The organism is Chitinophaga sp. CF418, assembly GCF_900142925.1.
In the GTDB taxonomy this organism is placed as follows: domain Bacteria; phylum Bacteroidota; class Bacteroidia; order Chitinophagales; family Chitinophagaceae; genus Chitinophaga.
The window spans coordinates 441,007-454,550 of sequence record NZ_FRCN01000002.1; the positions used below are offsets into that span (position 1 = coordinate 441,007).

Consider the following 13,544-nt stretch of genomic DNA (forward strand, 5'->3'; position numbering starts at 1 on the left):
GATTCTTCTATTTAGTCGTTAGTAGAATATTTTTCAGCTAATTTTTTCAGGAGAGGGATGTGAGTGCTAACTATTTCACCCTGTGCTATCAGTTCTGGGATTGCATTGATATTGATCCAGCGCATGGCGGCCAGGTCATCGTCGGCAGCAGGTTCACCAAATAGCAGGTCGGTACTGAAAAGGGTAGTGATGATCTTGTCCACTTCAGAGCGGTAGCGCCAGTCATCCATTTGCAGGGACATTTCATACTGCATAGGGCTTGTTTCTATCTGTCCGCATTCTTCCTGTAATTCTCTTGCAGCAGCGGCATCAAAGCTGACATCGTCAGGATCAGCAAAACCACCAGGCAATCGCCAGGCATTTTCGGCTGCTTTACGTCCTAAGAGCAGTTCCCGGCGGTTATTGCGGAACAGTGCGATGTCCACTGTAGGGTATACCTTAGGATAAAGATTATAGGTGCTATAGATGATGCCCGCCCGGAATTCTTCTGTATCAAATACTTTATCAGAAACAGCCTCTCTTTGTGCAGTAGCGTTAAAGTCTTGTACCGGTGGTAATGCCACAGTAGGGAAGCGGCCGGAATAGAAAGGGATGAAGCTATCACGACTGCCATACAGAATGAATGTTTCATTACCAAGGTTGTTTCCCAGTAGTTCATCCAGTTTGCGGGACCATACTTTATCTGAAGCCTGGTCGCTGAGTGGTAATACGATCACATCGGAGAAAAGCTGTTTCAGCATCCGTTCGCGTGTGTAATAGTCCAGCGGGTTCTTACGGCCGCCTTTGATCGGGCTGACACCCAGTATGATGATCAGGCGATTGTGTTTGGATTTTACCTCTCTGATCAGCTGTAAGTGCCCTTCATGTAGGGAGGGTGTCTGGAACCTTGCGATTATTACCCCTGTCGGCTTTTGCGTTGTCATTGATAACATGCTTTTGTGTATCTTCTACACAAATATATATAGGTTTAAACATATAAACAAAATATTTTCCGTAATAATTACACAAATAATGTCCTGATAACACTGAATTAAGAGGAATAAATTGAAATTGAATGTGTTGTGCTGGTCTGCGCCTCCGGGAAAAACTTTGCAATGAATCTCTTCAGGAAAGAAAGGATGGGTATGTGGTTTCAATACTTTAATGGCCATCAAAAGCAGGATCAGTAGCAGATCTGTAGGTGGTATTTCCCTGCGCCGGGCCCTGGTGGTATTTCAGTTTATTATTGTCCGGCTGCTGGTGATTGGTACGCGGGTAGTTATCAAACAGATGTAGTTTGTCAGGAATAAAATCATTGGGTTTTGAAAAGGTGTCTTTGTTCATAGCATGGCTGACGGTGGGATACAAGGCAGTGAGGGCAGCGATGGCGAACCCGGTTAAAGGCCTGAGAGCGGAATAAACGGAAACATAATATTATCACTAAATCCCCGCTTATGGCGGGGTTTTTTTATGTGTAGCTGTGAAGACGGCTTATAGTTCGATGACGAAAAAGATCAGATCTCGAATGTGATTCCTTCTTTCTTCAGTTGGAAGTAGCGCTCCTCGTTAAAGCTGTAGAGCTTTGCGGGCCTGCCGGCAGAAGGGTGTTTCTGTTTTTCATTATGCCCCGCCAGAATGCCGAGGTGATTGATCTTCTTCTGGAAATTACGGCGGTCAATAGGCCGGTCGAGGACCGTTTCATAGAGTTTCTCCAGGTCCGAGATCGGGAATTTCTGATCGAGGAGTTCAAACCCTATCGGTTCATACCTGATCTTGGCCCTTAACCGTTTTACAGCCGCTTCAACGATCGCGGAGTGATCAAACGCCAGGTCAGGAAGTTTCTTGATATCAAACCAGTTAGCATCTTCAGCATCTGAGCTGGCGGCTAGCTTGAAGTTGGTTGGGTTGACCAGGCCGAAATAAGCCACGGATATTATCCTGCCCCTGGGGTCACGTTCCGGCTGACCGAAGGTGTAGAGTTGTTCCAGGTAGTTAATGTGTACACCCGCTTCAGTTTGTAGCTCGCGGGTCACTGCTTCTTCCAGTGTTTCACCGTCGATTACGAAACCTCCGGGCAATGCCCAGCGGTGCATGAATGGGGGAATGGTACGTTTGATGAGTAATACAGAAATGCTCTCTTTGGCGGTGTATCCAAAGACTACCGCATCTACACAAAGTCTTATATTTTGCTTAGGTTCCAAATCCAGTTCTAAAGATTATGGCCGGTTTTGGTTGATTCCGGCATATACTCACTATTTAATGTATTGTTCCACCTGTGTAGTGTCTTTCTTCAGATTAATGAACAGGGGATTTTTCATCGGATCAAATGCAATGATCAGGTTTGCCTCCTGTGCGTTTGCCGGCGGCGGCAATTCTATAAACACTTCCTGTCTGTTATTCCGGCGAAAGAGAAGACTGTCTTTGCCAGCTACGTGACGTACAAAACCATGGCGCTCAAGATAACCTGTCAGTTCCTGTTTACGTTGCAGTATGGAGTCTACCTGTGGATCTCCGCTAACGGGTTTCACATTGCGTACCACATAGCTCTTTTCTGTAATGATGTCATAACCGGAAGTGTCTTCTCCCTTGTTACGTGCCTGATTACACGAAACACAAAAGAGGGTGGCACCTAATATGAACAAAACAGGCTTCATACAACGATATTAAGGGCTGCAAGATATTATAAAACGGTCAGAATTGGACATCAAATACTTTTTCGCTGTCTTCCCGCCTGACTTTCACGGTGGTTTTATCTCCTTTTTTGAAGGTTGAAAGCGCCTGCATATAATCTTCCAGGTTTATGATGGTGTGTGATCCCAGTTCAACGATCACGTCATTGGTCAGGATGCCTGCCTTACTTGCCGGCTTGTTATCAGACACGCCGTCTACTCTCACCCCTGATTTCTGCCAGGTATAATCAGGCATGATACCCAGTGTCACGGTAAACCGGGCGCTGGAGGGAGCGGCTGGCTGCTTATCGCGTGTGCGGGTGAAGGCCAGTTTATCCATATTGTTGGTTTTCTCCACAAGCGTATATACCAGCTTTATCACGCTTAATTCGCCTGCATAGTTGATCTTGGCTGCTTCATCAGATGGTTTGTGATAGTCGTTGTGTGTACCCGTGAAAAAGAATAGCACCGGGATATTTTTCAGGTAAAAAGAAGTATGGTCTGAGGGCCCGGTACCGGAGGAATCGTATGTGGTACGTATTTCCGCCGGGATGGCCTGTTGCAGCAGCGTGGGCCATGCCGGTGAGGTGCCTATCCCTCCTACCTGCAATCCTTTGGCAGGGTCCAGCCGTCCTACCATGTCCATGTTGATCATGTAGTTGAAGGTGCCGAGTGCGATGGAGCTATGTTCGGTAAAGTATTTGGAGCCGAACAGTCCCAGTTCTTCTCCTGAGAAAGCGACAAACAGGTAGTTGTATTTCTGCAGGCGGGAAGCTTTCAGCAGTTTGGCCAGTTCCAGTAAGGCAGCTGTTCCGCTGGCGTTATCATCGGCGCCGTGGTGGATGGTCTTATCATTGGGAGCTAATGAATTCTGATCTTCTCCATGTCCGAGGTGGTCAAAATGGGCGCCGATCACGATAGTGCTGGCAGCTTTGTTGTCTATATAACCAACCACGTTAGTGCCGGTACGCCTGCCGGCGGTAAAGGTCACCTGCATGTTTATCCGAAGATCTTCTGCTTCGGAAAGCAGCTTGCTGGTCTCGCTGTTCACCCACATTACAGGAATGGTGAGTGGATCGATAGCCGCGGATAGCCATTTCTGAACATCCTGCGGGGGCTCATCGCCATTATAGAAGATTACACCGGTCGCACCAGCCTTGGCCGCTTCCCGGGCATTTTGCCTGTATATCTCCAGGGGATCTGCATGTGGTTGCATTTCAAAATCCTTCACATTAAAGAGCCAGATATTTTCCGGTTCATTTACATCGCGCAGCACATCGCCTTTGGCGCTTTTCTGTGCGCTGAAAGGAAGGGGAATAAACTGTTCTCCCGGAGTGAAGGTGGTTTTATTGACGGTGAGGAGTGAAGAGGTGGCTATCAGTTTGCCTTCGCTTACTGGAAATGTCTGCAGATATCCACTGTCGCCTTTGGGAGTAAGGCCTGCCAGCTTCATCTGGGCAGATATATATTCTGCAGCCAGTTGCTCTCCCGGAGTGCCAGTGCGGCGGCCATCGAGTTTATCGCTTGCCAGGAAGGTAATATGGGCCTGAAGGTTACCCAGCGTCTTACGATCGGCTTTCTTTTGGGCGTTCAGCTCATGAGTAAAGGGTAATAACAGCGCCAACAGGCATATGGTATGCTTCACAGTTGTTGAGTTTTTAAAAAGTCTACTGAAAGAGCTGGCAGACCAGGTCTTTTCGTTGCAAAGATACGTATCTAAGTGGTTGATTAGCAATGAAAGTGCCGATTGCTAATAACAGTTTCATGCTCAAAGTTGTTCATATACCGTTGCAGGTAAGGATGATTCACTGGCGGTGCTCATCATTCCAGAAGGCAATTATTGCACCAAAATCACTATTTGACTGCTGAATTTGGAAAATCAGCCTATTTTTGCGGGGCTTAAACAAAACTTGAACCTAAAAACATACCCAAAACAGAACCGATCATTAAATTTATGAAGAACACACCATTTACACACAAGCACATAGCGCTGGGCGCTAAGATGGCTCCTTTTGCAGGGTATAACATGCCGATTTCCTATACGGGTATTAATGATGAGCACCTCGCTGTCAGGAATAATGCAGGGGTGTTTGATGTGAGCCACATGGGTGAATTCATTCTGAAGGGGGAGAATGCGCTGGACCTCATCCAACGTGTTACCAGCAATGATGCCTCCAAACTGACCGCAGGAAAGGCACAGTACAGCTCTCTGCCTAATGACGAAGGTGGCATTGTGGACGACCTGTTGGTATATTGTATCGAAGAAAACAAGGTATATATGCTGGTGGTAAATGCCAGCAATATAGAGAAGGACTGGAACTGGATCAGCAAGCATAACACCAAAGGTGTGGAAATGCACAACATTTCCGATAAAACCTGCCTGCTGGCAATCCAGGGACCTAATGCGGCCAGCATACTGCAGCCGCTGACCAGCATTGAACTGGTGAATCTGAAATATTACACCTTTGCCAAGGGCGAATTTGCCGGTGTGCCAAATGTACTGGTAAGCGCTACGGGTTATACCGGTGCAGGTGGTATTGAGATCTATTTTGAAGATAAAGATGGTGCTGCCGAGAAAATCTGGGATGCCATTTTCGAAGTAGGCGGTCCTAAAGGACTGAAACCGATCGGCCTGGGTGCACGTGATACCCTGCGACTGGAAATGGGTTTCTGCCTCTACGGAAACGATATTGACGATACTACTTCCCCACTGGAAGCAGGTTTGGGCTGGATTACAAAATTTACAAAAGAATTCACTTCCCGCAGTAAATTTGAACAGCAGAAAGCGGCAGGCGTGAGCAAAAAGCTGGTAGGCTTTGAAATGGTGGATAAAGGTATTCCCCGTCATGACTACGAGATCAAGGATGCCGCTGGCAAGGTAATAGGCAAAGTTACCTCTGGTACACAGTCGCCTTCCCTGCAGAAAGCAGTTGGCCTGGGATATGTAAATACCGCATTTACCGCCCAGGATTCAGAAATATTTATCGCAGTAAGGGACAAATTATTGAAAGCCAGAGTTGTAAAGGTGCCATTCTTAAGTTAAGTTAGCATATAATTGCAAAAACCATATCTATTCTATGCCTACAATTCATATCACAACCGTAATTCATGCTCCGCTGGAGCGGGTCTTTGACCTGAGCAGGAGCATTACACTGCATAAGCGCAGTATGGCGCATATGCATGAGGAAGCGATCAGCGGCCGTACCAACGGACTGATTGATCTGGATGAAACGGTAACCTGGCAGGCCAAACACCTGGGTAAGGTGAGGCAGCTGACCACCCGCATCACGGAAATGCGTAAAACAGAGTATTTCTGCGATGAGATGGTGGCAGGGGATTTTACCTATATGAAACATGAGCATCATTTTAAGGAAATAGGTAATGGTACCGTAGCAATTGATGTCATGGAGTTCGGAACACCTTATGGCTGGCTGGGCAGATTGTTTGAACGGTTTTACCTGTACAAATACATGACCAACCTGCTAATGTTGCGGAACCAGGTGATTAAAGATTATGCGGAGACCGAGAAGTGGAGAGTGATATTAGATTAATGAATAATCAGGATGAAGAACCGGGAATTGGGAATTGACATATAACATTGTTCAGTTCCCGGATCTTCATGTTGATATTTAAATAGGACAATGGAACAGCAGAAACCGACTTTAGAAGTATGTTTATCACCGGCATTGTTACACTTGTATGATGTGAAGAACAGTATCGTGGTGATCATTGATGTGTTGAGGGCTACATCCACGATTTGTACGGTATTGTATAACGGCGCCGCCAGGGTGATACCCGTAGCTTCTGTACCGGAATGTATCAGTATCGGCGAACGGCTGGGAGCGAATGCCATTACAGCCGGTGAACGGGATGGACAGATTGCGGAAGGTCTGCTGCATGGGAACTCCCCTTTTGAATATCCCCGTGAATTTATACAGGACAAGACACTGGTGCTGACCACTACAAATGGCACCAAGCTGTTGCATATGGCTAAAGATGCCATCCAGATCATTACAGGCTCATTTCCGAATCTTTCAGCTGTGTGTGACCACCTTGTAGCTCAGGGTAAACCGGTCATACTGGGATGTGCAGCCTGGAAAGACCGTGTTAATATGGAGGATACCCTGTTTGCAGGGGCTGTAGTAAACCGTATCAGGGAACACTTTACCGTGGATTGTGATTCTGCCATTGCCGCAGAGACCCTATATCAGGTATCAAAAGATAATATTCAGGAGATCATGAAACAGGCGTCCCATTATAAGCGCCTGGCGAAGTATGGTCTGGAGAAAGATATCCGGTATTGTCTCACACCTGATGGCGCCAACGTACTGCCCATATTTAGAGATGGAGAGCTTGTGGCTGCAGAATAGCTGCAAGATAAATTCTTTTTATAAAGTGTTTGTTTCTGGAAGTGATACATTGTAGCGCTAAGGCTACTCATGTTCTAGCTTTTTAGGATTTTTCTGCGTACTTTTGTGAATTGCCTTTTCATCAGCTGCTAAATATTTTAGCTTTTAACCCGGCTGGTTTATAAAGCAGGCAATTTGAAACTATGTCGCTGCCCCAGCTACTGAAATATGTATATAATAACGGAACCGATGAGGTGATCCGTAGGGGGAAGCGCATCTTTGCGACCGGAGGTGTGGAGTTGTTAGAAGCTGATCCTATTCTCAAATCAGCCACTTTCAGGGTAAAGAGCGATACCCATGCAAATTATTATCGCGTTTCCATCAATAAATATCATGAAACGGGCAATATGTCTGTCCGTTGCCAGTGTCCCTACAACCTTGGAGATATCTGCCGGCATGAAGCTGCTGCTATGTTCCAGTTGCAGGAAATGCTGGATAAGAATCATTTTGAAAGCTATGATACGCAATATAACCAGCAGCATACGCTGGTGAAAATGAAGTTCATAGACCAAAAATCGCTCAAACTGCTCACGTCTACTGAGATATTTGCGGAGGCTGAGAAAATATCAAAATCTGCAAAGAACTTTAAGATCACTGCTGCGAAAGATGAAAAAGTAGAGGCGACCCTTAAATACGAAGGACAGGAATACCCATTGATCATACAGCGCAACGAAGAGCGTTTCTTTGATACACATTGCACCTGCGATGAAACAGAACATGCTGTGTGTAAGCATAAGACCGCCCTGTTCCTGCATCTGCTGAATAGTCAGGGGCCATATTATTTTGACACATTGCGTAATTGGGATAAGGAAAAGAACAAACTCTTGTCCTTATACGGTTATTCGCTCGATGATAACCTGGAAGGGAAGTTCACTTTCTCCTACATGGAGGGTAAGCCTTTCCTGCGGGTGCTCGATCCCAGCATCAAAAGGGTTGACGGCGCCCTGGCCAGCAGGCAGCCAGTTCCTCCCCCGCCACCAGAAGTCGCTGCAGCTATCACCCAGCGCATAGGCGTTGTGTTTAATGCCAATGAGCAGTTGTATCCTTTCTTCCGGATAGACCTGGTAAGCGGTGAAGTAAATGAGGAACAGAGTGCTTTTGTCTCCCTGGTCAATAAACTGGATCTCTCCAAATACATAGACTTTTACCAGTATAAAGAAGCTGATCGTGACCTGATTACCCCAGTCCGCAAGGTTCAGGGAATGGAGGTCAGCAAGTTTCTGAGCAAGAACTCTCCTTTTGCGGGCATCTGGGAAAACATCACCCACGATGATAATGAGTCTGCCCTGCCAACGGAAACAAAGGAGCTGATGCTGGAATACCTGCATCCAAAACTGGCTAAACTGTTCCCGCAGATAGCGGCACATGGCCTGTTGTTCCTGTTACCTAACCGGCAGCAGTTCAAAACAAAGAATCTGCAGCCTGTCCATCTGGCGGGTGACAGGTTACAACCTATCTTCAAAACACACGCTTCCGCTGACGTTATTGAAGTGACCTGCCACGTCCTCATAGAAGGCGAGATGGTAAATGTATCTGATAATGAGTGGGATAGCTCTATATTGTTCCTTAAGAACAATGTGCTTTACCTGTTTGAAAATGCACAGGATGCCCTACACGTAGAATTGTTCCGCGAGAACGGACGTATCCGCATTCCTGCCGGCCAGTGGGGCACCTATTTGCAGGACTACCTACTGCCATTAAGCAAACAGTACCAGATACAGTTTGACAATTCATTGCTGGCGGAAGTGGATGATATCCTGCCGGAATGCCGGGTATTCCTGCGCGAGGTTGGTGAAACCTTCATTATTCAGCCGGGATTTGCCTATCATGGACAGGAAGTCGATTGGAATGATGATGGCAGGATAACGGTACAGGAGGGGAATAAGGTGCTGATCATCCACCGGAATAAAGAAGCAGAACAACAGTTTGTAGATAAACTGAGTACGCTGCATACCAATTTCTTCCAGCCTAACACAAATAATTACTTTTTCCTGAAGGCTAAAGAGGCACTGAAGAACAACTGGTTCTTCCTGTTCTTTGATACACTGAAGGAAATGAATGTACGGGTATTCGGTTTTGAGAACCTGAAGAACTTTAAGTTCAGCGCCCACAAACCGGTGACCAACCTTCAGATCAGCTCTGGTATTGACTGGTTTGACGCACAGATCGAAGTGACCTATGGTGATCAGAAGGTGAGCATACGGGATATCAAGCAGGCGCTGGCGGGTAAGCAGAATTATGTACAGCTGGCAGACGGTTCTCTGGGATTGCTGCCGGAAGAATGGTTAAAGAAATACTCCCTGCTGTTCAAGATTGGGGAGGAAAAAGATAAAGGCGCACTGAAGCTGAGCAAATACAATTTCAGTGTAATTGATGAGCTGTTTGAGTTCATTGATGATGATGCGATATTACTGGAGCTGGAACAGAAGCGCCGTAAACTGCTGCAGTTTGACGAGATCCGGAATATAGCCCTGCCGCATAACCTGCGGGCAACGTTGCGTCCTTACCAGGAAAGCGGCTTCCAATGGCTGAATTACCTGGACGAAGTGAAGTGGGGAGGTATCCTTGCAGATGATATGGGTCTTGGTAAGACTATCCAAGCACTGACATTTATCCAGCATTATAAGAATAAGCATGATGGTAAATGCCTTGCGCTGGTAGTATGTCCTACTACCTTGATCTATAACTGGGAAAATGAGATCAAGAAGTTCACGCCCAGTATGACCTATCATATCCATCACGGTCCTACCCGCCTGAAAACGGTGGAAGAGCTGCTGAAGTTTGATATCCTGATCACTACTTACGGTACTCTGAGAAGTGACGTTCAGACACTGATGAAGATGGATCTGGACTATGTGGTACTGGATGAATCGCAGGCTATCAAGAACCCGCAGAGTAAAGTGACTAAAGCGGCGCAACTGCTGAATACCAAGAATAAACTGGCATTGAGCGGTACGCCTATGCAGAATAACACATTTGATATCTATGCCCAGATGAACTTCCTGAATCCGGGTATGCTGGGAAGTGTCGACTTCTTCCGTAACGAGTTTGCCACACCGATAGACAAGTTTCAGGATGAAGAACGTAAAGACCATCTGCGTAAACTGATCTATCCGTTCATTCTGCGCCGTACCAAGGAGCAGGTAGCGAAAGAGCTGCCGGAGAAGATCGAAACTGTGATCTTCTGCGAGATGGATGCAGAGCAGCGGCATATTTACGATGCATACCGGAACTCTTACCGTTCAAAAATATTGGGTGTAATTGAAGATCAGGGGATGGAACGCTCTCAGTTGACCATCCTGCAAGGTCTGATGAAGCTCCGCCAGATATGCGACTCACCGGCTATCCTGAATGAGGCGGAACAATATCCGAACCATTCTGTGAAATTGCATGAGCTGACCCGTGAAATGTCTGAGAACATCAGTAATCATAAGGTGCTGATTTTCTCCCAGTTCCTGGGTATGCTCGGGTTGATCAGAGAGAAGCTGCAGCATATGAAGATACCGTTCGAATATTTCGACGGTAGCACCTCTGCAACGGAACGCGAACGCGCGATACAGAATTTCCAGTCCAACGATGACTGCAGGGTATTCCTGATCTCCCTCAAAGCGGGTGGTGTGGGTCTTAACCTGACAGCGGCTGATTATGTATATATCGTAGACCCTTGGTGGAACCCGGCGGTAGAACAGCAGGCCATCGACCGTACTCACCGTATTGGTCAGACGAAGAATATCTTCGCTTATCGTATGATTTGTAAGGATACTGTGGAAGAGAAGATCCTGCAATTACAGGAGCGGAAAAAATCACTGGTGAAGGAGATCATTGCAGATGATTCCGGATTTGTGAAGAAGCTCACCAAGGAAGATGTGCTTTACCTGTTCAGTTAATGCAAGACTTATTGATAAAAAGAAGGACGTACCAGTTAGCGGTACGTCCTTCTTTTTTTATGAGATTTACATCACCCGCGAAAAGAAATCAATGATCAGTATGGGTAATCCGAAGGCGATGCCCATTCCGTAGACCAGGTCAAGCCATATCAAAGAACCCATGGCGCCCGCATAGATCAGGCCTGTGATTGGAACGGTAATGATCTTTAGCCATAACGGTGTATCTTTTCCGTGCCAGATCGCTTCCCACATAACTTTGGCATCTGTGGTACTTGGGAAGGCATGCATAGCGATGGAGAGTCCCAGGTACAACAACAGGAAGTCGAAGAGTGAGCCATCATTGAACATGAATACAGGTATGGCCGCCGGGAAGGCAATTGCCAGCGCCAGTATGTTATTGACAATGAAAGGACCTACACTAATGAGCAGTTGGTGAATCGGTTTCTTTACTGGTTCATGCTGTACATATCCTACGGGATCAGCCAGCTGGAAGTATTTTACATCGAAGATCGCTACTCCGCAAAGGCGGCAAAAGAGCTGGTGGGCAAACTCGTGCACCACTACACCCGGAAAAGTGATTAAGGCCAGATAAACGCCAGGTATCCTGTTCATGTAGTTATTTTAGTCCCTGTAGGGAGTTTTATCGGTTATGATATTCTGCAGTTCTTCCAGCTGGCTGCTATCCTTAGCAGGCATGTTCTTCAGTTTTGCCAGAATGCGGTTGGATTCTTCCTGCTGGTGATTAAAGTGGCAGGCAAGGGAAAGAGTTGTGAGTGCTTCCGGAGTATCCGGCGCCAGATCAAATGCCTGCCGGGCAGAGATCAGGGCTTCCTTATCTTTTTTTAGCTTAAGCTGGAATGTAGTAAATATAACGAGGGCGGACAGGGATTCCTTGTTTTGCACGAGTAGTTGCTGTGAAAGATCAAGTCCCTCTTTATATTTTTTCTGCTCTTTTAAGGACGCCAGCATTATATAATATGGCGGCCTGAATAGCGGAGCATCATGTATTGCTTTTCTGCACAGGCTATCGACTCCCTTATAATTGTTGATATCAAGGTAAACGGATGCCAGTTTAGCCGCAGCTGCAAGGTCATGGGGGGCTTTAAGCAGATAATCTTCCAGTAATTTACGGCAGGCAGGGGTATCGGTCACCAATGTATTCAGCAAGCTGTCAATTGTATGGTCCTGAATATTGTAGTACTGACTATTATCTGTTATAACGCTAAGCTCTTCTATGAGGTCCGTATCATCTAAGTTTTTTGCCTTGTCTGTCAGTACGGCCAACAGGCTGTCTGCACGGGACAGGTCATCATTGAAATAAGCCGCAGTGATGAGGTGCACAACAGAGCTGGTATGTTCGGGATATTTCTGTAGTGTGGCGGTAAAGATCTTTTCAGCACTGGTGTATCTACGTTCTTTGGCAAATTGTACACCCTTCATATAATCGACCCCTGCTTTGAAGTAAGTGGGTAAACGGAATAAGGCAAGCAGCAATATAACGCTTACCCCTAATGCTCCCCAGATAACTTCTCTTGTAATGGGGTACCGGGACAATTCCCGCCGGCAGTTCTTGCAAAGCCGCACCTTATAGCCACGTTCATATTTGGGGTTGTGACATTTAGCACACCCTGTTGCACGCCGGTTTATGTGGTTACTGGATTCTTCCATAGGTTGTAACATATTATACAGCTGAAAGATATGTTTTTAGAACGGTATTCGGAAAGGGGGTAGATAGAGATACAAACAGGCGCTAATATTTTATAAATATTTTAACCCTTTGTTTTATTCCTATTCCATTAAATTTGCCTAATATTCTTTTTCAAGACTTTATACTTAAACATGAAGAAATTATTCTTTTCGCTGGGACTAATGGCGGCTTCTTTTGGCGTTTTTGCACAGGATGCCAAGAATGCGGTTGCTAATACAGCTATGGGAGCAGCCACACATTCCAAGGATTTCTTAGTGATTCAGTTGGGATATGTTGGATTGACTGGTACGGGAGCTAGTGGTATTAATACTGGTTTTAACCGCCAGCTCAATATTGCATTTATGTACGATATTCCTTTGCAGAAAACTAATTTCAGCCTTGCGGCAGGTTTGGGAATAGGGTCTGATCATTACCATCTGAGTAAAATGAGCCTGGACTTAAGAAATGCATCTACTGTTCCTGATTTCCAGGAAACTACTGCTTACAGCAAGTTCAAGCTGGCAGCTACTTACCTGGAAATACCATTGGAACTGCGCTATCGTCAGGTTCCTGAGAATGCAAACAAAGGCTTTAAAGTGGGTGTGGGTCTGAAATTAGGTAACCTGGTGAATGCACATACGCGTTCAGTGAGCAATGTAAATGGTTCAAAACTGATTGAAAAAGAAGCCAGCAAACGTCTCTTCAATACATGGCGTTTTGCAGGTACTGCAAGGGTTGGTTACGGTAACTTCGCATTATATGGTACTTATGCTTTGAATGGTATATTCAAGGATAACGGTACTTATGACGTGAATCCATATTCCTTCGGATTTATGCTCAGCGGCTTATAATCTGCCGAATAGAAATATTAAAAGCGGAAAGGGCGTCTCGTCAAAGAGGCGCCCTTTCCGCT

The 13,544-nt window shown here is 46.1% G+C and carries 12 protein-coding genes; 5 read left to right on the forward strand and 7 right to left on the reverse strand.

Annotated features, from left to right (window positions below; translation table 11 throughout):
- Nucleotides 1–11: 11 nt before the first annotated feature.
- The 5 genes from F3I09_RS06420 to F3I09_RS06435 form a co-directional block, all read right to left on the reverse strand.
- Nucleotides 12–923, reverse strand: coding sequence for an NUDIX domain-containing protein (locus F3I09_RS06420; protein ID WP_149694218.1), 912 nt, complete (start codon nt 921–923; stop codon nt 12–14).
- Nucleotides 924–1,140: 217 nt separating this feature from the next.
- On the reverse strand, nt 1,141–1,323 hold the full coding sequence (locus F3I09_RS33990; RefSeq protein ID WP_188133709.1) for a hypothetical protein: 183 nt from the start codon (nt 1,321–1,323) through the stop codon (nt 1,141–1,143).
- A gap of 170 nt (nt 1,324–1,493) precedes the next feature.
- The gene (locus F3I09_RS06425) at nt 1,494–2,180 is read right to left on the reverse strand and encodes an NUDIX domain-containing protein (protein ID WP_149694219.1); all 687 of its coding nucleotides are present in this window, start codon (nt 2,178–2,180) and stop codon (nt 1,494–1,496) included.
- 51 nt (nt 2,181–2,231) lie between these two features.
- Nucleotides 2,232–2,633 (reverse strand): hypothetical protein, encoded by a 402-nt coding sequence (locus F3I09_RS06430; protein ID WP_149694220.1) that lies wholly within the window; start codon nt 2,631–2,633, stop codon nt 2,232–2,234.
- Between the two features lie 37 nt (nt 2,634–2,670).
- The gene (locus tag F3I09_RS06435) at nt 2,671–4,293 is read right to left on the reverse strand and encodes a M20/M25/M40 family metallo-hydrolase (protein ID WP_149694221.1); all 1,623 of its coding nucleotides are present in this window, start codon (nt 4,291–4,293) and stop codon (nt 2,671–2,673) included.
- 309 nt (nt 4,294–4,602) lie between these two features.
- On the opposite strand from F3I09_RS06435, the gene gcvT reads away from it, so the two are divergent.
- The 4 genes from gcvT (at nt 4,603) to F3I09_RS06455 (ending at nt 10,944) form a co-directional block, all read left to right on the forward strand.
- On the forward strand, nt 4,603–5,691 hold the full coding sequence (gene gcvT / locus F3I09_RS06440; protein WP_149694222.1) for a glycine cleavage system aminomethyltransferase GcvT: 1,089 nt from the start codon (nt 4,603–4,605) through the stop codon (nt 5,689–5,691).
- Nucleotides 5,692–5,725: 34 nt separating this feature from the next.
- Nucleotides 5,726–6,199 carry an SRPBCC family protein gene (locus F3I09_RS06445; protein WP_149694223.1) on the forward strand — a complete coding sequence of 158 codons (474 nt, stop codon included), beginning with the start codon at nt 5,726–5,728 and terminating at the stop codon, nt 6,197–6,199.
- Between the two features lie 90 nt (nt 6,200–6,289).
- Nucleotides 6,290–7,018 carry a 2-phosphosulfolactate phosphatase gene (locus F3I09_RS06450; protein ID WP_149694224.1) on the forward strand — a complete coding sequence of 243 codons (729 nt, stop codon included), beginning with the start codon at nt 6,290–6,292 and terminating at the stop codon, nt 7,016–7,018.
- Nucleotides 7,019–7,200: 182 nt separating this feature from the next.
- Nucleotides 7,201–10,944, forward strand: a complete 3,744-nt coding sequence (locus tag F3I09_RS06455; protein WP_149694225.1) for a DEAD/DEAH box helicase — start codon at nt 7,201–7,203, stop codon at nt 10,942–10,944.
- Nucleotides 10,945–11,010: 66 nt separating this feature from the next.
- On the opposite strand, the gene F3I09_RS06460 is transcribed toward F3I09_RS06455, so the two are convergent.
- Both F3I09_RS06460 and F3I09_RS06465 read right to left on the reverse strand, forming a co-directional pair.
- Nucleotides 11,011–11,556, reverse strand: a complete 546-nt coding sequence (locus F3I09_RS06460; protein WP_149694226.1) for a metalloprotease family protein — start codon at nt 11,554–11,556, stop codon at nt 11,011–11,013.
- A 9-nt stretch (nt 11,557–11,565) separates the two neighbouring features.
- On the reverse strand, nt 11,566–12,612 hold the full coding sequence (locus tag F3I09_RS06465; RefSeq protein ID WP_149694227.1) for a hypothetical protein: 1,047 nt from the start codon (nt 12,610–12,612) through the stop codon (nt 11,566–11,568).
- 171 nt (nt 12,613–12,783) lie between these two features.
- Here F3I09_RS06465 and F3I09_RS06470 point away from each other — a divergent pair, with 171 nt between their 5' ends.
- Complete coding sequence (locus F3I09_RS06470; RefSeq protein WP_149694228.1) at nt 12,784–13,482, forward strand: outer membrane beta-barrel protein; 699 nt, start codon at nt 12,784–12,786, stop codon at nt 13,480–13,482.
- Nucleotides 13,483–13,544 lie beyond the last annotated feature (62 nt).